Origin of the sequence: Planotetraspora phitsanulokensis (assembly GCF_016863295.1) — a bacterium.
GTDB classification, from domain to species: Bacteria; Actinomycetota; Actinomycetes; order Streptosporangiales; family Streptosporangiaceae; genus Planotetraspora; species Planotetraspora phitsanulokensis.
Genome location: NZ_BOOP01000042.1, coordinates 1 through 18,293 on the forward strand (window position 1 = coordinate 1; position 18,293 = coordinate 18,293).

Here is an 18,293-nt window from a genome sequence, read left to right on the forward strand (position 1 = left end):
GACCCGTCGAAGCCTAGTGATGCTTTGTCCGGACTTAGTACCGCGAAAGGGGGGTGTCGGCAAGGCCTGCAGGGGTGCGGTGACCGAAGGGATCATTCAAGCGGCGGGAACGGGAGAGCGCCCCGCCGCGATCGCGACGGGGCGCTCGGCCGTTCCGGCCTGATGGTCAGCCCTTGTAGTTGAACACCTGGTGGAGGGTGTGGCGGATCTCGACCAGGTCCTTCTGGTCATCCATCACGCGGTCGATCGGCTTGTAGGCCTCCGGGTGCTCGTCGACCAGGGCCGCGGCCCGGCCGGCGTTCCACGTGCGGCCGCGCATCGCCTCCGCCAGCGACGTCGCCGTCAGCTCACGCTTGGCCCGGCCGCGGGACATCCTGCGCCCCGCCCCGTGCGAGCACGAGTTGTACGACGCCGCGCTGCCGCGCCCGCGCACGATGTACGACTGCGTCCCCATCGAGCCGGGGATGACGCCCTCGTCGCCGGTGTCGGCCTTGATGGCCCCCTTGCGGGTGATCCACAGCTGCTTGCCGTCGTGCTCCTCCTGCTGGGTGAAGTTGTGGTGGCAGTTGATCGTGCGGACCCGCCTGCCCTTGCCGGTGACCTGGAAGAGCGCATTGCTCAGCACCGTGTCCATCCGGGCACGCGAGGCCATGGCGTAACGCTGCGACCAGAGCATGTCCTCGATGTAGGCGGTGAACTCAGGCGTGCTCTGCACCAGGTACGCGAGGTCCGGATCCTCCAGCCCGATGGCCTGGCGCTTCATCGACTTCTTGGCGTCGGCGATGTGCCGGGTGGCGAGCTGGTTGCCGATCCCGCGCGAGCCCGAGTGCAGCACCGTCCAGACCCGGTCGCGTTCGTCGAGGCAGACCTCGACGAAATGGTTGCCGGATCCGAGCGTGCCGAACTGGACCGACACGGTCTTCTCCTGCTTGGGCGTGAGGTCGCTGTGCGGGCGTCCCAGCTCGCCCAGCACACGATCCACGGCGCGGTCCTCGTGACCCTTTCCCACGCCGGCCGGGATCCGCCGCTCCACCAGCGGCATCAGGGCGTCGAGCGTCTCGGGCAGGTCGGCGGCCGTCAGCGTCGTCTCGGTCGCGATCATTCCGCAACCGATGTCCACGCCGACGGCGGCGGGGATGATCGCCCCCTCGGTGGGGATCACGGATCCGACCGTCGCCCCGATTCCGACGTGCGCGTCGGGCATGAGCGCGACGTGGCCCGAGACGAAGGGCAGCCGTGCGGTCCGCGCGGCCTGCTGGATGGCACCTTCGTCGATCTCGCTGGCCCAGGACAGGAGGTTGGGCGCGACCTCGCTAGGCATGATGATCTCCTCTGTTCGTGGTCCAGTTTGCACACGTCACAGCTGAGTTCCCACTGATTTTCCGGGAAGGTGGGGGCAGCCGGGAGCAGTTCCCGCCACAAGCGTTTTCGCTCTCCGTCGCCGGATATTCTGGTTGATACGGTGACGCGCGGTGGTTGTCGGGAACAAAGCGTGATCAAGTCGGGTTGTCGCCAGGAAGACGCCGGGCCTTTAGGCTTGGATCTTCTCTCGCCATGGAGGTCCCCTCGTGCTGGTTGACTCGTTCGGTCGGACGGCGACTGATCTTCGGGTCTCGCTGACCGACCGGTGCAACCTGCGGTGCACGTACTGCATGCCGCCCGAGGGCCTCGACTGGCTTCCGAAGCCCGAGCTCCTGACCGCTGACGAGATCGTCAGGCTCGTGCGGATCGGGGTGGAAGGCCTCGGCATCACCGAGGTCCGCTTCACCGGCGGCGAGCCGCTTCTCCGGCGGGAGCTGGTGGAGATCGTCACCGCGACCGCCGCCCTGAGCCCGCGCCCCCAGGTCTCGGTCACCACCAACGGCATCGGCCTGGCGCGCCTCGCGGGGCCGCTCGCCGACGCCGGGCTCGACCGCGTGAACGTCTCGCTCGACACCCTCGACCGCGACACGTTCGTACGGCTCTCGCACCGCGACCGGCTCTCCGACGTGCTGGCCGGGCTCGCCGCGGCCGAAGCGGCGGGACTCAACCCGGTGAAGGTCAACGCGGTCCTCATGCGCGGCGTCAACGAGAACGAGGCGGTGCCCCTGCTGCGCTACTGCCTCGATCGGGGATACGAGCTGCGCTTCATCGAGCAGATGCCCCTCGACGCCCAGCACGGCTGGCAGCGCGAGAACATGATCACTGCCGACGAGATCCTCGGCGCTCTCAAGGACGCCTTCGACCTCACGGAGGACGACCCGGGCAAGCGCGGCAGCGCCCCGGCCGAGCTGTTCCTGGTCGACGGCGGCCCCCGGCGCGTGGGCGTGATCGGCTCGGTCACCCGGCCGTTCTGCGGCGCCTGCGACCGCGTCCGGATCACCGCCGACGGCCAGGTCCGCAACTGCCTGTTCGCCACCGAGGAGTCGGATCTGCGCGCCGCCCTGCGTGCCGGGGCCTCCGACGAGGATCTCGCCGAACGGTGGATGGCCGCGGTACGCGGGAAGAAGGCCGGGCACGGCATCGACGATCCGGCGTTCCTGCAGCCGGCCCGGCCCATGTCCGCCATCGGCGGCTGACGCGGTCCGGCGAGGCGTGATGAGCACGGCGCCGGAGGGCCCGGGCACGCGGGGCGTCCCCGTGAACTGCGACGCCGTGCCGTACGACGCCGTCATCCTGGCCGGTGGACGGGCCGAGCGTCTGGGCGGGCTGGACAAACCCGGCGCCCTCGTCGCCGGGCGCCCGCTGATCGAACATGTCGCCTCGGCCGTGTCCGGGGCCGGACGGCTGATCGTCGTGGGTCCCGCGCGCGACCTCACGCGTGAGCCCGCGATGGCGGACGGTGAGCCGCCGGCGGGGGAGCGCGGCGCGCTCCGCGGGGAAACCGCCGCGCTCGGCGCAGTGGTCTTCACCAGTGAGGACCCACCCGGAGGTGGCCCGGTCCCCGCCCTGCGCGCGGGACTCGCGGAGGTGCGCGCACGATGGCTGGCGCTGCTCGCCGCCGACCTGCCCTTCCTCGTCGCGGACCACGTCGCCGCACTGTTCCGCGCCGCGCGTGCGGGGGAGACGACGACGGCGGCGGCGGGAGCCGTTCTCGTCGACGACGGAGGCCGGGAGCAGTGGCTCACCGGCGTGTGGCGGACGGATGCCCTCGTCGACGCGCTGGACGCGTACGAGGGCCGGTCGCTGCACCGGCTGCTGGGACCACTCGAACCGGTGCGCGTTCATCTGCCCGCCGCGGAGGACGGGCGCGCGCCGTGGTTCGATTGCGACACGATCGACGATCTCGGCGCCGCACGCGAACGAGCAAGCGGTGCGTAAGTACGACGGACAGTCACGAACGAGGAGTGCGCATGAACGTGCTTGAGGAGTGGACCGCGCTGGTCTGCAGGGAACTCGGCATCGACCCGGCCCGGGTGGACAGGAACGCCGTGCTCGACCTGACGAGAGAGGTGGCGCACGGCGTCGCACGGCCGGCCGCCCCGCTCACGGCGTATCTGGTCGGTCTCGCGCAGGGAGCGGGGACCGCGCCCGACGACGCCGTCGCACGGTTGTCAAGCCTTGCGCGCGACTGGGAGAAGACGACCGGGGAAACATCCGGCGACGCTTAACGGACGCGTAGGGGAAGTCGGCGCGAAATCGGCCTGAATACAGAAAGGGCGACGCCGGGTGGTTACGGGGGCAAACCACCCGGCGCCGCTTTCATCGGCGTTCCGACGGGGGCCCGGAACGCCGGCACCAGCGCTCCGACGGGGGACCAGAGCGCTTGGTTATGACTCTACACCTCTGACCCATGGGTTGCGTCAAGACTTTGTCACGACCCGATCTCGCGTCGATGGCGTGGTATCTCGTTTTGGTTAGATTCCGTCATGTCCGAGGGCGGAATGACGTCCTGACCTCGTTGATTGGCCCCGACAACGGCAAGGTATGGCAAAAGGACCGCGCCCGCCACGAGGAGCGCCTTCACGGGCCACGGAGCCGGTACGGCGACGGCGAGAATGAGGCAGACGAGCCGGATGCCCATCTTGATGAGATAGCTGATCTCGCGGCGCCTGATGTCGTCGGACAGGGAGGGCTGGGCGTCCGTCACGCTGTGGACGACGGGGGCGCGCCTGAGCCTGCGCCATGGGTTCACACTTCCACGGTAGACCCAGCCGGGCTCGGGCACGTCGGCGCCGTGGCGATACGATCGCGCCCAGACGAGAGGCGAGGAGCATGCGATGACGGACCGTACGTACCGGGTGACGGAGATCGTCGGAACCTCTACGGAGAGCGTCGACCAGGCCATCCGCAATGGCGTTCGCCGGGCCGGGCAGACCCTCCGCCACCTCGACTGGTTCGAGGTGACCGAGGTGCGCGGGCAGATCGAGGACGGCGAGGTCGCCCACTTCCAGGTCGGCATGAAGGTCGGCTTCCGCCTGGAGGACGCCGGGTAGGCGCGGCCGGAGTCCCCGGCCGCGCCCGCGCCGTCAGTTCGCCTGGCTCACCGTCGACATGTTGAAGTCGGGAACGCGCATCGCCGGCATCACCGTGCGGGTGAAGTAGTCGTTCCACTCGCGGGGCAGGGTCTGCGCGCTCGCGCCGACCTCGGCCACGCGTCCGAGCAGGTCCACCGGAGACTCGTTGAACCGGAAGTTGTTGACCTCGCCGACGACCTCCCCGTTTTCCACCAGGTAGACGCCGTCTCTGGTCAGACCGGTCAGCAGCAGCGTCTGCGGGTCGACCTCGCGGATGTACCACAGGCACGTGAGCAGCAGCCCGCGCTCCGTCGAGGCGATCATCTCCTCCAGCGAGCGGCCGCCCTCGGGCCCCGTCATGATCAGGTTGTCGATCTGCGGGGTGGCGGCCAGGCCGGTCAGCTCGGCCGAGTGACGGGTCTGGAGCAGGTTCCGCAGCGTGCCGTCCGCGATCCAGTCCGTCGCGCCGAGCCGCGCGCCGTTGTCGAACACCGACTGCTCGCGGCTTGAGGCGTGCGCGACGACGAACGGCGAGCACTCGATGCCCGGATAGGCCGGGTCGCTGTACAGCCGCACCGGCAGCGGCGACAGCCGGTCGCCGACGCGGGTGCCGCCGCCGGTCCTGGAGAAGACCGTCCGGCCGTCGGCCGCGTCGCGCGCGCCCGCCGTCCAGTACAGATAGATCATCAGGTCGGCCACCGCCGTGGGAGGCAGGATCGTCTCGTACCGTCCGGCCTCGAGGTCGACGCGCCGCTTGGACCACTCGAGCCGCTGGGCCAGGCTCGCGTCGAGCGCCGCCACGTCGACGTCGGCGAAGTCGCGCGTGGCCACGCCCGTCCACGCGGACCTCGACATGTCCGCGGACTTGGCGTTGAGCTCGAGCCGTCCCGTCGGCTGGTCGTGCCGCAGCCGCAGGCCGGTCGACGAGCCGACGAACGTCGACGTCATGATGTGCTCGGCGAAGCCGTACAGCTTGCGGCCGGAGGTCTCCGCCGCCGCGAACGACTCGCCGAGCGCCGGGGCGAAGTCGCGGAAGATGTCGATGGAGGTCGGCTCGACCTCGCGGTCCCAGCCGTCCAGGGAGGTGCCCTCGATCAGCGGGCGCGCGTCGTCCGACGGCTGCGCGTCCCTGGCGGCCGCGTCCGCCGCGGCGACCACATCGGCGAGCTGGTCCGGCCGTACGGCGGCGCGGGACACCACCCCGACACCCTGCCCGGCGACGGAGATGACCGTCAGCTGCGACGAGCGGGCGACCCCGTTGGTCGTCAGCGTGTTGCCCGCGAAACGCAGGTTGGCGGTGGACCCCTCGTCCACGATCACGATGCAGTCGTCGGCCTCGCTCAGCGCGAGCGCCCGCTCGACCGTCTCCTGTGGCGTGCTCATCACTTTCCACCTTCCTGCACGGTGTTGAGGATCCGCACCCCGCGGAACAGGGCGGACGGCGTGCCGTGGCTGACCGGCGCCACCTGTCCCGGCTGGCCCTTGCCGCAGTTGAAGGCGCCCCCGAGGACATAGGTCTGCCGGCCGCCCACGGCCTCCATCGACCGCCAGAAGTCGGTCGTGGTCGCCTGGTAGGCGACGTCGCGGAGCTGCCCGGCCAGCCGCCCGTTCTCGACCCTGTAGAACCTCTGGCCGGTGAACTGGAAGTTGTACCGCTGCATGTCGATGGACCAGCTCTTGTCGCCAAGGACGTAGATGCCGCGCTCGACCCGGGAGATGAGCTCGTCGGTGGACGGCCCGCCCTCGGCCGGCCGCAGCGACACGTTGGCCATCCGCTGGATCGGCACGTGACCGGGGGAGTCGGCGAACGCGCACCCGTTGGAACGGCCGAAGCCCTTCATCAGCGCCATGCGCCGGTCGAGCTGGTAGCCGACGAGCGTGCCGTCCTTGACGATGTCGAACGACTGGCCGGCGACGCCCTCGTCGTCCCACCCGACGGTGGCCAGGCCGTGCTCGGCCGTGCGGTCGCCGGTGATGTTCATGACGGGGGAGCCGTAGTGCAGGCTGCCCAGCTTGTCGAAGGTCGCGAAGGAGGTCCCGGCGTAGGCCGCCTCGTAGCCGAGGGCCCGGTCGAGCTCGGTCGCGTGCCCGATCGACTCGTGGATGGTCAGCCACAGGTTCGACGGGTCGACGACCAGGTCGTAGGCGCCCGCCTCGACTGACGGCGCCTTGAGCTTCTCGGCCAGCAGGTCGGGGATCTCCGCGAGTTCGGCCGGGAAGTCCCAGCCGGTGCCGGTGAGGTATTCGTAGCCCCGGCCGACCGGCGGCGCGAGCGTCCGCATGTCGTCGAACCGGTCGCCGTCGGTCTTCATCGCGGTCAGCACCGGGTGGACTCTGACCCGCTGCTGCGTCGTGACGGTGCCCGCCGTGTCCGCGTAGAACTTCTGCTCCTTGACCTGCATGAGCGAGGCCGACACGTGGTCGACCGCGCCCAGCATGCCCGAGGACCACTCGCTCAGCAGGGCGACCTTGTCGCGGAGCGGCACGTCGAACGGGTCGACGTCGTAGGCGGACACCCAGGTGACGTCGGAGTACACCGGCTCGGGAGACAGCTCGATCGGTTCCCGGTTGATCGGCGCGCTCACCGCGGCCACCCTGACGGCCTCCTCGGCGGCGCGGGCGGCGGCCTCGGGCGTCAGCTCGATCCCCGACGCGAACCCCCAGGTCCCGTCCTTGATCACTCGTACGGCGAAGCCGAGGTCGTCGGCGTCCATGGACCCTTCGAGGCCGGCGTCGAACAGCCGCAGCGTCTCGGCGCGTACGCGTTCCAGTCGGAAGGCCGCGTGCTCGACGCCCAGGTCACGGGCGCGCTGGAGGGCCGCGTCCGCCAGGCGCCGAAGCGGCAGGGCGAGAAAATCGGGATCGATCTGGCGCATGTCCACGATCCTAACCCTGTGATCTTGTGCCTAGCGGACAAGTGGTTTACCGCCGGGTAGCCGATAGCGTCGATCGCATGGCTCGCTCTGTACTCGTGACCGGTGGAAATCGCGGAATCGGCCTCGCGATCGCTCGTGAACTCGCGGCCGCCGGAGACGCGGTGGCCGTAACCTACCGCTCGGGAGAGCCGCCGGAGGGTCTGTTCGGCGTCCGGTGCGACGTGACCAGCTCCGAGGACGTGGACGCCGCCTTCGCGAAGGCCGAGGCCGAGCACGGCCCGGTCGAGGTCGTCGTCGCCAACGCGGGGATCACCAAGGACACCCTGCTGCCGATGATGAAGGAAGAGACCTTCACCGACGTCATCGACACCAACCTGACCGGCGCCTACCGCATCGCGAAGAGGGCCGTCCGCCCCATGCTCCGGATGCGCCGCGGGCGGATCATCCTCATCTCCTCGGTGGTCGGCCTCCTCGGGTCGGCCGGCCAGACCAACTACGCGGCCTCCAAGGCCGGCCTCGTCGGATTCGGCAGGTCGCTCGCCCGTGAACTGGGCTCCCGTGGCATTACGGTGAACGTCGTGGCGCCGGGCTTCGTGGAGACGGACATGACCGCCGTCCTCGACGACGCCCAGCAGGAGGCGATCCGCAAGAGCATCCCGCTCGGCCGTCAGGCGAAGGCCGAGGAAGTGGCCCGCGTGGTCAGGTTCCTGGCCGGCGAGGACGCGTCGTACATCACGGGAGCGGTCATCCCCGTGGACGGCGGCCTGGGCATGGGCCACTGAGCCGCGCACCCGCGGACCGACGAGAGACTGGAGCTGAACATGGGTTTGCTGGACGGTAAGCGACTGCTGGTCACCGGCGTCCTGACCGACTCCTCGATCGCCTTCAACGTGGCGAAGCTCGCCCAGGAGGAGGGCGCCCAGATCGTGCTGACCGGCTTCGGCCGCCTCAGCCTCGTCGAGCGCATCGCCAAGCGCCTCCCCGAGCCGCCCCCGGTGATCGAGCTGGACGTGCAGAACACCGAGCACCTCGACACCCTGGCCGCCCGCGTCGGCGAGCACGTCGGGGGGCTCGACGGCGTGGTGCACTCCATCGGGTTCGCTCCGCAGACCGCGCTGGGCGGCAACTTCCTCAACACCTCGTGGGAGGACGTCTCCACCGCCCTCCACGTCTCGACGTACTCCTTCAAGTCGCTGGCCGTCGCCTGCCTCCCGCTGATGAAGGACGGCGGCGCGATCGTCGGCCTCGACTTCGACGCGACCAAGGCCTGGCCGGTCTACGACTGGATGGGCGTCGCCAAGGCCGGGCTCGAGTCCGCCTCGCGCTACCTCGCCCGCGACCTCGGCAAGCACGGCATCCGGGTCAACCTGGTCGCGGCCGGCCCGCTGCGGACGATGGCGGCCAAGAGCATCCCCGGCTTCAGCGAGTTCGAGGAGAGCTGGCCGGCCAAGGCGCCCCTCGGCTGGGACCTGGCCGACACCGCCCCCGCGGCCAGGGCCTGCGTCGCGCTGCTGTCGGACTGGTTCCCCGCCACCACGGGCGAGATCGTGCACGTCGACGGCGGCGTGCACGCGATGGGCACCTGACCGGCCTCACGGCCCCGGCGGGACCTCACCGGAACCCCGGACGATCAGCTCCACCGGCACGGTCACCTGACGCACCTCGGTCGCCGGGTCGGCGATGCGTGCCCGGAGCATGTCGATCGCGGTGCTGCCGATCGCATCGGTGTCCTGGGCGATCACGGTGAGGTCCGGCCGCAGCAGGGTGGCGAGCTCGGAGTCGTCGAAGCCGATCAGCGCCACGTCCACGGCGTCCGTGCCGAGGTGCCGGAGCACCTCCACGCTGAGCTGCGCGTTGCCCGTGACGATCGCGGTCGCGGGCGCCGGCCCGCCGAGGGCGGCCCGCACGGCCTCCCGGATGCGCCCGCTCTCGACCTGCCCCGTGTGCAGCATCGTGTCGAGGGTGCCGCCGTGCGCGGTGACGCACTCGCGGAAGGCCCTGGCACGTTCCCGCGCCGTGTAGATGCGCTCGTCGTCGCCGATGTAGGCGATGCGGTCGTGGCCGTGCCGTACGAGATGGCGGTAGGCCGTCTCTATGCCCGACCTGTTGTCGGACAGCACGCAGTCGACGTCGAGGCCGAGCACGGGACGGTCGACGGCGACCAGTGACAGGCCCGCCTCCAGCTCCGGAACCAGGTAGCCGTGGTCGTCGCCGATGGGCTCGAGCACGATGCCGTCGAACCTGCGGCGGCACATCGACTCGACGACGTGCCTCTCGAGGGTCTCGTCGTCCTCGGTGGAGGCCGCCAGGACCATCAGGTCGGCCGCCCTCGCGGCGCGTTCCACCGCGCGCAACACGGGGTTGACGTGGGACAGCTGGCGTACGGCCGCGCCGAGGGTTCCGGTGACGCCGAGGCGCAGATGCCGGGCGCGCTCGTCGGGGCGGTAGCCGAGCGTGGCGATGGCCGTCCGCACCCGCTGGACGAGCTCGGGACCCACGGTGGAATCCTGATTGACGACGCGTGAGACCGTCCGGAGCGCCACACCGGCCTCCCTGGCGACGTCGACCATGGTCGGTCTCCGGTTGCGGCGCGCGCCGCTCACCTTTCCCCCCATGAGCTCATCATCTGCATGATCGCCACTATCGGCCATTCCGGAGGTATTACGACTGTCGTGACCAACTTGTTGCAAGCCTCGCTCTTTGAAACGTCTGAGTAACACTCTACCTTTCGAGATAACGTTATCTCAGCTTGGCTTCGGGGAGCCCCTCATTGGCAAGGGAGGTCTGTGCTGTGCGCAGATCGATAGTATTTTGCCTGGTCACAACGCTTGCTGTGGCCGGATGCGGCGTCGGTGAGAAGCCGTCGGCGACGCCGGCGTCAGGCGGGAAGGTCGAGCTGTCCTTCCTGGTCTTCGAGACGCCGAACCTGAACGCGGCCTTCTGGGACGCGGCCATCGCGCGGGCCTCGGCGAAGGTCCCGGGGGTGACCATCAAGAAGCTGGTCACGCCCAACGTCGACCGCACCGGCTACGCCAAGCAGCTGGACGCCTCGGGCCACCTCCCCGACATCCTGCAGTCGGTCAACCCCGCGGGCTTCGCCGAGGCCGGGAAGCTCGCCGCCTTCACCGACGACGAGCTGAAGAACTTCATCGCCCCCACGGCGGGCGCGGTCGACGGCAAGGTCTACCAGCTGCCGTACAACACGCAGGTCATCCCGGTCGTCTACTACAACAAGGACGCCTTCGCGAAGGCCGGCATCACCGAGACGCCGAAGACCTACCAGGACCTGCTCGACGTCAGCGCCAAGCTCAAGGCGAAGGGCGTCACGCCGTTCGTCGTCGGCGGCGGCGGCGCGGACACCTGGGCCGACATGTACCCGCTGACCGGGACCGTCGCCACCGACGTCTACGCCAAGACGCCCGACTTCCTCACGCAGCGCAAGGACGGCAAGGTGAAGTTCGCCGACGCCGACTTCACCAAGGCCGCGCAGAAGGTCGCCGACCTGGCCAAGCAGGGCTACATCGACCCGGCGGGCCTGAGCCGCTCCTACGCCGACACCGAGCAGGCCTTCCGCGACGGCAAGGGCGCCATGTACCCGATGGGCTCCTGGTTCGCCACCTCGGCCGACAACAACAAGCCCGGTTTCGAGATCGGGGCCTTCCCATGGCCCTCCGACGACGGCACGCCGGTCACCCCCACCTTCACCGGTGGCGGCACGTCGGTCAGCGCCTCGGCCCCGAACGTGGATCTGGCGAAGAAGTGGGCGCTCGCGTTCGACGAGGACAAGGAGAACAACGACGCCTTCGTCAAGCTCGACGGCTCCATCCCTGCCATCAAGGGCTACACCCCGCCGACCGACATGGGCCCCGTCTACCAGGCGACCGTCGCCATCTACCAGCAGGGCATGAAGGACAACTCCATCGTCAACGCCTTCTCGCAGGAGACCGGTGACGGATCGTTGCCCCCCGGCCTCGCCGACAAGTCCGCCCTGGGCGTCCAGGACCTGATCACCGGCAAGAAGACGGCCGGGGAGTTCGCGTCCTACCTCGACGACCAGTGGACCAAGGCGACCCAGTAGGACCAGGCTCGCGTCTCATGACAGAAACCCAGCACGGCACGCGCGGCGAGGCTCGCCCCGCCGCGCCCCGTCCATCACAGAGCCCCCGGGCGGGAGGGCCCGCCGGCGCACGCCGGCGCTCGTCCGCCCGCATCGGGCCCAAGCTCGGCCGATTCAGCCTGTTCGCCCTTCCCGGGCTGCTGGCGTACGTGGTGTTCGTCCTGATCCCGATCGGCATGACCGGCTACTACAGCTTCACCAACCGCAACCCCTTCAACCCGCCGACGAAGTGGGTGGGGCTGCGCAACTACGGTGACCTGCTCGGCGACCAGGAGTTCCGCCAGGCCCTGGTCAACACGGTGATCATCACGGTGATCGTCGCGGTGTTCGCCAACGTGGGCGGCCTGCTCATCGCGATGCTGCTCGACCGGCCGACCAGGCTCTACGTGGCGCTGCGCGGCATCTTCTTCACGCCCGTGGTGCTCAGCGCGGTCGTCATCAGCGTCATCTGGCAGGCGGTGCTCACCGACGACGGCCTGCTGAACTCCCTGCTGCGCGGCGTCGGCGTCGACGACCCTCCCGGGTGGCTGTCCGATCCCGACCTCGCCCTGTACTCGATCGCGTGGATCATCACCTGGCAGATGCTCGGCTTCTGCGTCGTGGTCTACCTGGCCGGTCTCCAGGGCGTGCCGCGTGAACTGCAGGAGGCGGCGTCGATCGACGGGGCCGGACGGTTCGCCCGGTTCCGCAACGTCACGTGGCCCATGCTGGCCCCGGCCCTGACGATCAACACGGTGATGCTCCTGATCACCGGGTTCAAGGCCTACGACCAGATCCAGGTGATCACGAACGGCGGGCCCGGCACCGGCACGACCAGCACCATGGCGTTCCAGGTCGTGCAGACCGCCTTCAACGGCAACCACATCGGCTACTCCTCGGCGATGGCAGCGGTGATGCTCGCGCTGGTCGCGACCGTCTCGGTGATCGCGCTGAGGCTGCTGCAGCGACGCGAGGTGACGCAGTGATGGACGACCGTACGCACTCATGGCTGCGGCCCCTCGTGGCGGTCTTCGTCGGGGCGGTGTTCTTCCTGCCGCTCTATCTGGTGGTCGTCAACGTGTTCAAACCGGGCGCCGACATCGTGCCGCACCCGGCCGGCCTGCCCGTGCCGCCGACGTTCGACAACATCAGCGCCGTCCTGTCCCGGCCCGACAACCTCTTCACGTTCGGGCTGATCAACAGCGTCGCGGTCACCGCGCTGTCGATCACCATCCTGACGGTGTTGTCGGCCATGCTCGGCCACTACCTGGCCAGGTCGAAGCGCGTGCTCGCGAAGGTCGCCATGGTGACGCTGCTGTGCGGGCTGATGATCCCGGTGCCGGTGATCCTCGAGCCGATCACGGGCGTGCTGAAGACCCTGGGGCTGATGACCACCCTGCAGGGCCTCATCCTGGTCAACGTCGGCTACTACGTGCCGTTCGGCGTGCTGCTGTTCATGGGTTTCGTCAGGTCCGTCCCCCTGGAACTGGAGGAGGCCGCCGAACTCGACGGCGCGAGCAAGCTGCGCGTGTTCTGGCAGGTGGTCTTCCCGCTGCTGCGGCCGGCCTCGGCGAGCGTGCTCATCTTCCTCGGCGTGTGGATCTGGAACGACTTCCTGACCCCGCTCATCCTCCTCGGGCCCGACAGCGGCACCACCGTGACCGTCGGCGTCTACCGGGCCATCGGCCAGCACCAGTCGGACTTCGGCGCGGTGTTCGCCTTCATGTTCCTCGCCACGCTGCCGATCCTGATCTTCTACCTCGCCCTGCAGAAGAACTTCGTGAAGGGCCTGACCGGCGGCGCCGTCAAGGGATAGCTCCCGTTCCGCCGCCGTTACCCGTTTCCACTCGAGCAAAGGCCCTTCATGCTGACGATCGACGCCGTCGAGTCCACCGAGCTCTTCGTCGGTCCCGACGACGCCCCCCGCCAGGTCCTGCGCGTACGGACCTCGGCGACCTCGCCCACCGAGCCTCTCGACCTGACCGTCTCCGGCGGCGCCGTCGGCACGCTGTCCGGTGTGCCGGGAACGGGGACGCACGAGATCCCCGTGAGCACCGACGCGGCCCCGGGCAGCGTCGTGGAGGTCACGGTGGCGGCGGCGGGCGGGGAGGGCACGGCGTCGGGGCGGGGCACCCTCACCGTCGCGGAACCCGGCTGGACGGTGTTCCTGGTCTCCCACTTCCACTACGACCCGGTCTGGTGGAACACCCAGGCCGGATACGCCAGCGAGTGGGACGCGCTGCCGGACGCCCAGGACGTGCGGATGAGCTTCCAGTTCACCGCCTTCCAGCTCATCGACGCGAACCTGGAGCTGGCCAGGCGCGACGCCGACTACCGCTTCGTGCTCGCGGAGGTCGACTACCTCAAGCCCTACTGGGACGCCTTCCCGGAGAACCGCGAGATCCTGCGCAGGCTGGTCGCCGAGGGACGCCTGGAGATCATGGGCGGCACCTACAACGAGCCGAACACCAACCTCACCGGCGCCGAGACCACGATCCGCAACGCGGTCTACGGCGTCGGGTTCCAGCGCGACATCCTGGGCGGCGAGCCCGCCACCGCCTGGCAACTTGACGCGTTCGGGCACGACCCGCAGTTCCCCGGCCTGATGGCCGACGCCGGACTGACCTCCAGCGCGTGGGCGCGCGGGCCGTTCCACCAGTGGGGGCCCTCGCTGCAGATGGGCACCTACGACACCCCGCACGGCGACCCGTCCGGGATGCAGTTCCGCAGCGAGTTCGAGTGGATCTCGCCGAGCGGGCGCGGCCTGCTGACCAACTTCATGGCCGCCCACTACAGCGCCGGCTGGTCGATGGACTCGGCGCAGACACTCGCCGACGCCGAGGAGTCGGTCTACGGGCTGTTCCTGCGGATGAAGAAGGTGGCCGCCACGCGGAACGTGCTGATCCCCGTCGGCACCGACTACAGCCCGCCCAACAAGTGGCTGACCGAGATCCACCGCGACTGGAACTCCCGCTACACCTGGCCCCGCGTCCTGTGCGCGCTGCCCCGCGACTTCTTCGGCGCCGTCTCGGCCGAGCTGGCCGCCACCGGAGCCCGGCTGTCGCCGCAGACGCGGGACATGAACCCGGTCTACACCGGCAAGGACGTGTCCTACATCGACACCAAGCAGGCCCAGCGCGCCGCGGAGAACGAGCTGCTCGACGCGGAGAAGTTCGCCGCGCTGGCCTGCCTGGCGGGCGGCGCGGCCTACCCCGAGGCCGCCCTGGACAAGGCCTGGCGGCAGCTCGTGTACGGCGCGCACCACGACGCGATCACCGGGACCGAGTCCGACCAGGTCTACCTCGACCTGCTGGCCGGCTGGCGGGAGGCGTTCGATCTGGCCGGCCAGGTGCACGACGCCGCGTTGCGCCATCTCGCCGCGCGCGTCGACACCGGCGCCGGGTCCGGGGGCCGCGCCGTCGTCGTGTTCAACGCCATGGCCTGGCCGCGCACCGACGTCGTCCGCGTCACCGTGCCTGCCCCGTTCTATGGCCTGACGGACGAGGATGGCGCCGCCGTGCCCGTCGTCGTCGAGCGGCAGGACGACGCCGCGGCCGAGGTGGTGTTCGTCGCCGCCGAGGTGCCCTCCGTGGGCTACCGCACCTATCACCTGGCGGCGTCGGGCGCCCCCGAGGCCGCGGGCTGGCGGCCGCACGGCTCGCCGGTCATCGCCAACGAGCACCACCGGCTGACCGTCGACCCCGAGCGAGGGGGAGCCGTGCGGAGCCTGGTCGACCTGGCGACCGGCCACGAGCTCGTCACGCCCGGCGAGGTGGGCAACGAGATCGTCGTCTACGACGAGTACACCGAGCATCCCGTCTTCCGTGAGGGACCCTGGCACCTGGTGCCCACGGGGGTGTCGGCCGGATCGGCGTCCGCGCCGGCCATATCCGTCGTCGCCGAGCGTTCGGCGCTGGGCGAGCGCGTCACGGTCACGGGGGCGATCGGCACGCTCGGCTACACCCAGGTGATCACCCTGTGGCGTGGGGTGGGCCGGGTCGACTGCAGCACCCGCCTGGACGGCTTCGACGGCGAGGACAAGCTGGTACGGCTGCGCTGGCCGTCCCTCGTGGCCGGTGCGCGGCCGGTCTCCGAGGTCGGTCACGCGGTCGTCGGGCGTTCCTTCGCGCACCCCGACGTCGACGCCGCCCTGCACCCCTGGACGCTCGACAACCCGGCCTACCAGTGGTTCGGACTGAGCTCGATGGCCAGAGTCGTGCTGCGCCCCGGCGACGGCGGGCCGGTCAGGTCGCACGCCGTCGGCGTCGCCGAGATCGTGGTGCCGCGGGAGAGCGACGCCGCCGAGCTGGGCCGCGACCTCGCCGTCCGGCTCGCCCAGTCGGGCGTGACCGCGACGTGCACACACGCGGAGGGCAACAGGTACGGCCTGCTGTCGTTCGACTCCAACCTGCCCGACGCCCGGATCGTGGTGGGCGGACCCGCCGACAACGAGTTCACCGCCGCCGTCCTCGCGGCCGCGGACCCCCATTACGCCCGGGAACTCGAGCGCGCTCTCGAAGCCGAAGGACGGGCGCTGCTCTGGATCCCCGCCACCCGGCCGGTCACCGAGGTCTTCCACCCCGAGGCCGACCTCCGGGAGCCCGGCGACCTGCCGGTTCTCGTGGTGGCGTCGAGGGGCGACGTCCGGGAGGCCGTCGCGGACCTGGTCGCCGACCTCGCCGACAGCGTGATCGAGGTGAGCCAGCCGTCCGAGCTGTTCGGCGAGGAGGACCTCGACCACCGGACCGTCGCCGTGCTGAACCGGGGCGTGCCCGGATTCGCGGTCGACACGAGGGGACGCCTCCACCTGTCGCTCATGCGCTCGTGCACCGGCTGGCCCTCCGGCGTCTGGATCGACCCGCCGAGGCGGACCACCCCGGACGGGAGCGGCTTCCAGCTCCAGCACTGGACCCACACCTTCGACTACGCGGTCGCGTCGGGCACGGGGGACTGGCGGGACGCGGGCATCGTGGCACGGGCGCACGACTTCAACCACCCGCTGCGCGCCGTCGTCGAAGAGCCCCACGACGGGCGGCTGCCGTCCTCGGCCGCGCTGCTGAACGTGGAGGGCGGCGCCGTGCTGGCGGCCTTCAAGGCCGCGGGCAACCCCACCGCCCACGGCCGGGCGCGGCCGGCCGATCCGCGCGACGGCGTCACCGCCCGCCTGTACGAACCCCACGGACGCGAGGCGTCGTTCACCCTCGGCTCCCACGTGCCGTTCGCGGAGGCCGCGCTCGCCGACGTCCTGGAGGTCGAGACCGGCGAGGCCAAGACCCGCGACGGCGTCCTCCACGCCGACATCGGCCCCAGCCAGGTCGCGACGTATGTGCTGCGCGCCCGGCCGGACGACTCCGCGGAACCCGCAGGCCAGGCGGACGGGCCCGTGGAGCGGCTCGGCCCGGCGGCCGAGCCCGCCCAGCCGGTCTTCGCCCGGTTCTGGCTGCACAACCGGGGCTCGGCGCCGCTCGGCTACCAGCCGATGAGCGTCCACGTCCGCGCCGCCTCCGAGGACCCGCTCGCGGACGAACCCGCTCGGCTGCGCGTGACCCTGGCGAGCGACCTGACCGACGCGGCCGGAGAAGGGGAGGTGTCCGTCGTGGTTCCGGACGGCTGGGACGCCTCCCCCCGGGACCGGCCCGTACGGCTGGGCCCGGGCGGCTGGACGGAGTTCGACGTCGCGCTGACCCCGCCGGCGGACGCCGGGCCCGGTCCGTGGCCCGTGGCGGTCCGGCTCGAGTACGGCGGTCAGACGCACGAGGACGTCGTCTTCGTCGACGGGGACGCCCGCCCAGCCCGAGGCGGAGACGCCGGCCTGCTCGAGGTGGAGGTGCCGGCCGACGGGCTGGAGCTCACACCGGGGCGGCAGGGCTCGTGGACGGTCCGGCTGCGCAACCTGGCCGCCTTCGACATCAGGGGAGAGGCCCAGGTGATCAGCCCCTGGGGCACGTGGGACCTCGTCGGCCCCGGCGTCCATCCTGTGGAGGTGCCCGCGGGCGCCACCGCCGACCTCGTGATCGAGGCCGGCGCGCCGCTGGACGCGCGGCCCGGTACGTGGTGGGTCCTGGTGAAGTGCATGTGGTTCGGCCGGGTGTCGTACTCGCCCGCCGTCCCGTTGCGCGTGCGGGACGGCCGATGATCGCCGCGATCGTGGCGGGCAGCCCCATCACCGTCGAGGAGGTCGAGCGCCGTGTGACGCTGCTCCGCGACGGGCGGCGCGGCGACCTGCTGCCGGCGGACGGCACGACGGAGGGGCGTCAGCTCCGCCGCTGGGTGACCCAGATCATGGTCGCCGAGCGGGTGGTCGCGGACGAAGCTGCCAGGCGCGGCGTCGTCGCGACCCCGGAGACGCCGCCTCTTCGGCTCGACGCGGTCGCGAGGCTGGAGCTCGGCAGCGTCGTCGCGGCCGTCCTGTCGGAGGACCCGCTCGCCCAGGCGCTCTACCGCGACATGACGGCGGACGTCACCGTCCCCGAGCCGGACGTGCTCCGCTACTACGCCGAGAACCAGGACAGGTACCGGACCAGGACCGCCAGGCTGGTGACCCACTGGCGGGACGGCAGGCCGGTCAACGGAGGCCGGTGGTACACCGTGTCGCCGGGCGAACTGCCCGAACCGGCGGACCAGGCGGTCTTCTCCGCTCCCGAGGGCTCCCACGTGGGCCCGCTCGACGGCCACACCTTCACCGTCGGCCCGTTCCAGGGCCGCGAGATCGGCTTCGAAAAGGTGGCGCAGGCCATCAGGGCGTCGTTGCTCGCCGCGCGGCGGCGGCGGCACTTCGCCCTGTGGGCCGACGTCCACTGTGCCCGGGCGCAGCTCATGCCCGGTTTCGAACACCCCGGGGACATCGGCCACCCGGACCACACCCACCGCCATTGAGAGGCCCCC

The 18,293-nt window shown here is 70.6% G+C and carries 16 protein-coding genes; 11 read left to right on the top strand and 5 right to left on the bottom strand.

The window, feature by feature from the left end:
* Positions 1–166 precede the first annotated feature (166 nt).
* Positions 167–1,321: an RtcB family protein gene (locus Pph01_RS36205; protein WP_204077742.1), complete on the bottom strand. Its 1,155-nt coding sequence runs from the start codon at positions 1,319–1,321 to the stop codon at positions 167–169.
* 247 nt (positions 1,322–1,568) lie between these two features.
* Between Pph01_RS36205 and moaA the strand changes: the two genes are divergently transcribed.
* Genes moaA through Pph01_RS36220 form a run of 3 tightly spaced genes read left to right on the top strand, consistent with a single transcriptional unit; the run spans position 1,569 to position 3,590 of the window.
* The gene (gene moaA / locus Pph01_RS36210; RefSeq protein WP_204077743.1) at positions 1,569–2,558 is read left to right on the top strand and encodes a GTP 3',8-cyclase MoaA; all 990 of its coding nucleotides are present in this window, start codon (positions 1,569–1,571) and stop codon (positions 2,556–2,558) included.
* Positions 2,559–2,577: 19 nt separating this feature from the next.
* Complete coding sequence (mobA, locus tag Pph01_RS36215; protein WP_204077744.1) at positions 2,578–3,300, top strand: molybdenum cofactor guanylyltransferase; 723 nt, start codon at positions 2,578–2,580, stop codon at positions 3,298–3,300.
* A gap of 32 nt (positions 3,301–3,332) precedes the next feature.
* Positions 3,333–3,590 carry a DUF6457 domain-containing protein gene (locus Pph01_RS36220; RefSeq protein ID WP_204077745.1) on the top strand — a complete coding sequence of 86 codons (258 nt, stop codon included), beginning with the start codon at positions 3,333–3,335 and terminating at the stop codon, positions 3,588–3,590.
* A gap of 203 nt (positions 3,591–3,793) precedes the next feature.
* Here Pph01_RS36220 and Pph01_RS43055 read toward each other — a convergent pair whose 3' ends face one another.
* The gene (locus Pph01_RS43055) at positions 3,794–4,069 is read right to left on the bottom strand and encodes a DUF3099 domain-containing protein (RefSeq protein WP_239117282.1); all 276 of its coding nucleotides are present in this window, start codon (positions 4,067–4,069) and stop codon (positions 3,794–3,796) included.
* Between the two features lie 130 nt (positions 4,070–4,199).
* Here Pph01_RS43055 and Pph01_RS36230 point away from each other — a divergent pair, with 130 nt between their 5' ends.
* Positions 4,200–4,415: a dodecin gene (locus Pph01_RS36230; protein WP_204077747.1), complete on the top strand. Its 216-nt coding sequence runs from the start codon at positions 4,200–4,202 to the stop codon at positions 4,413–4,415.
* Positions 4,416–4,448: 33 nt separating this feature from the next.
* Here Pph01_RS36230 and Pph01_RS36235 read toward each other — a convergent pair whose 3' ends face one another.
* Both Pph01_RS36235 and Pph01_RS36240 read right to left on the bottom strand, forming a co-directional pair.
* Positions 4,449–5,819 carry a metallopeptidase TldD-related protein gene (locus Pph01_RS36235; RefSeq protein ID WP_204077748.1) on the bottom strand — a complete coding sequence of 457 codons (1,371 nt, stop codon included), beginning with the start codon at positions 5,817–5,819 and terminating at the stop codon, positions 4,449–4,451.
* Positions 5,819–7,312, bottom strand: a complete 1,494-nt coding sequence (locus Pph01_RS36240; protein WP_204077749.1) for a TldD/PmbA family protein — start codon at positions 7,310–7,312, stop codon at positions 5,819–5,821. The genes Pph01_RS36235 and Pph01_RS36240 overlap by 1 nt, the downstream gene beginning before the upstream one ends.
* Positions 7,313–7,389: 77 nt before the next feature.
* Here Pph01_RS36240 and Pph01_RS36245 point away from each other — a divergent pair, with 77 nt between their 5' ends.
* Positions 7,390–8,094 (top strand): beta-ketoacyl-ACP reductase, encoded by a 705-nt coding sequence (locus Pph01_RS36245; protein ID WP_204077750.1) that lies wholly within the window; start codon positions 7,390–7,392, stop codon positions 8,092–8,094.
* Between the two features lie 39 nt (positions 8,095–8,133).
* Entirely contained in the window at positions 8,134–8,898 is a 765-nt protein-coding gene (gene fabI, locus Pph01_RS36250; RefSeq protein WP_204077751.1) for an enoyl-ACP reductase FabI, read from the top strand.
* Between the two features lie 6 nt (positions 8,899–8,904).
* Here fabI and Pph01_RS36255 read toward each other — a convergent pair whose 3' ends face one another.
* Positions 8,905–9,927, bottom strand: coding sequence for a LacI family DNA-binding transcriptional regulator (locus tag Pph01_RS36255; protein WP_204077752.1), 1,023 nt, complete (start codon positions 9,925–9,927; stop codon positions 8,905–8,907).
* A gap of 176 nt (positions 9,928–10,103) precedes the next feature.
* Between Pph01_RS36255 and Pph01_RS36260 the strand changes: the two genes are divergently transcribed.
* Genes Pph01_RS36260 through Pph01_RS36280 form a run of 5 tightly spaced genes read left to right on the top strand, consistent with a single transcriptional unit; the run spans position 10,104 to position 18,284 of the window.
* Positions 10,104–11,390, top strand: coding sequence for an ABC transporter substrate-binding protein (locus Pph01_RS36260; RefSeq protein WP_204077753.1), 1,287 nt, complete (start codon positions 10,104–10,106; stop codon positions 11,388–11,390).
* A gap of 17 nt (positions 11,391–11,407) precedes the next feature.
* Entirely contained in the window at positions 11,408–12,394 is a 987-nt protein-coding gene (locus Pph01_RS36265; RefSeq protein WP_204077754.1) for a carbohydrate ABC transporter permease, read from the top strand.
* A complete protein-coding gene (locus Pph01_RS36270; RefSeq protein WP_204077755.1) occupies positions 12,394–13,224 on the top strand; it encodes a carbohydrate ABC transporter permease in 831 nt (276 codons plus the stop codon). Before Pph01_RS36265 ends, Pph01_RS36270 begins: the two co-directional genes overlap by 1 nt.
* A gap of 48 nt (positions 13,225–13,272) precedes the next feature.
* Positions 13,273–17,544 carry a glycoside hydrolase family 38 N-terminal domain-containing protein gene (locus Pph01_RS43495; RefSeq protein WP_204077756.1) on the top strand — a complete coding sequence of 1,424 codons (4,272 nt, stop codon included), beginning with the start codon at positions 13,273–13,275 and terminating at the stop codon, positions 17,542–17,544.
* Positions 17,541–18,284: a DUF7158 domain-containing protein gene (locus tag Pph01_RS36280; RefSeq protein WP_204077757.1), complete on the top strand. Its 744-nt coding sequence runs from the start codon at positions 17,541–17,543 to the stop codon at positions 18,282–18,284. The genes Pph01_RS43495 and Pph01_RS36280 overlap by 4 nt, the downstream gene beginning before the upstream one ends.
* The last annotated feature ends 9 nt before the right edge of the window (positions 18,285–18,293 follow it).